The 980-nt window shown below is 54.7% G+C and carries 1 protein-coding gene; it reads right to left on the bottom strand.

What is annotated here, in order from left to right; all coding sequences use genetic code 11:
- The coding region (locus tag NW838_RS04485; RefSeq protein WP_414427573.1) for a histidine kinase dimerization/phospho-acceptor domain-containing protein at positions 1-980 on the bottom strand (980 nt) is incomplete at both ends.

The raw sequence follows: 980 nt of genomic DNA, 5'->3' as shown, positions 1-980 counted from the left end.
CTGGCTTGAAAGGTTTGCCCTTTGGCGCGGGCCTGCTCTTCGGCAATGGCTAACAGATCCCCTAGCAGCTCCCGCCAGGTGAGGGTTTGCACACTTAGAGCGTAGGTCCCGGACTGCAACCGCTGCAGATCCAACAGGTCGTTGATGAGCTCGATCTCCCGCTGGCATTCTCGCTCTGCAATGGCTAAGTATTGAGCTCGTTTCTCCCCAGTGGGAGCCATCTGCAACATTTTCAGGGCCATTTTCATGCTGGCTAGAGGAGTGCGCAGCTCGTGGCTGACGGTGCTGATAAAGTCATCTTTGAGGCGGTTAAGGCGCTCCAGGGCTTGCACCTGCTCTTGGGCAGCTCGGAATAGGCGCGCCTGCCTTAGGCCGATAGCACATTGATTGGCCACTTGAGCTACGAGATTCATTTCCTGCTCATCAAAACTTTCCTCGCTGCTGCGAAAAACCCACAGATCCCCCAAGACTTGCTCCCCATCCCGCAGAGGGCAGACCAAGACTGATCCTTGGCGGGGGGCGTCAGGAAGTAAACAAAATATGCAGGGCTCTCCTCGCAACAACTGGGCGTAGAGATCTGGATATTGGGCAAAGGGAATACAAGTATGCAAGGCCGACCCCAAGCGAGGACAATACTCGTAGCTGATGGTGGAAAGGGTGAGATCGGCGTTGTAAAGGCCAATATCGCAGCCATCTGCATTTAGGTTTTCTCCCAGCTCGCGCAGAGCGGTGTTGAGAATTTCAGCTTCATCCAGAGAGTCGCGCACCCGGTCAGTGATGCGTTTCAGCAGGGCCTCAAATTGCAGGGATCGCTGCAACTCAGAGGTGCGTTGCCGAACCTTTTCTTCCAAGGTTTGATTGAGGGCTTGCAGTTGTTCATATAACTGGGCCTGTTGCAACGCGATGGCTAATTGATCGCTCAGCTCTTGTAAAAGCCGGATTTCCCACTCTTGCCAAGGGCGGCTGGATTGGCAGTGCTG

This window comes from Synechococcus sp. R55.2 (assembly GCF_047462075.1).
Taxonomy (GTDB): Bacteria; Cyanobacteriota; Cyanobacteriia; order Thermostichales; family Thermostichaceae; genus Thermostichus.
The sequence above is the reverse complement of the archived record's forward strand: the minus strand, read 5'-3'. Positions and strand labels throughout refer to the sequence as shown.